Source organism: Pseudoalteromonas sp. SIMBA_162, from assembly GCF_046535955.1.
GTDB classification, from domain to species: domain Bacteria; phylum Pseudomonadota; class Gammaproteobacteria; order Enterobacterales; family Alteromonadaceae; genus Pseudoalteromonas; species Pseudoalteromonas marina.
Genome location: NZ_JAWJBQ010000887.1, coordinates 1 through 249, shown reverse-complemented (window position 1 = coordinate 249; position 249 = coordinate 1). Strand labels below are relative to the sequence as shown.

Below are 249 nucleotides of genomic sequence, written 5' to 3'. Positions count from 1 at the left end.
ACCAGCACGGTGACATCGGCGGGCGCAACCTTGCGGATGCGGGTATAGACCTGTTGCATGGCGCGACAATGGCCAATCATCTCCACCGGCTTGTTGGCCGTGCCAGCATGTGCCTGGGGCGGAGGGGGCGCGGCACTCGGCGTCCCCTGGCGTGGCAGCGACAGCGCATCTCGCACGCTGCGCGCGAAGGCCTGCTGGTCGAACGGCTTGGGCAGATAGTCGGCTGCCCCCGCCTTCAGGCAGCCGATG

1 pseudogene is annotated in these 249 nt (G+C 68.3%); it reads right to left on the bottom strand.

Features of this window, described 5'->3' with window-relative positions:
- Positions 1 to 249, bottom strand: a pseudogene (locus tag R0J88_RS22260) (hypothetical protein); the annotation flags it as partial.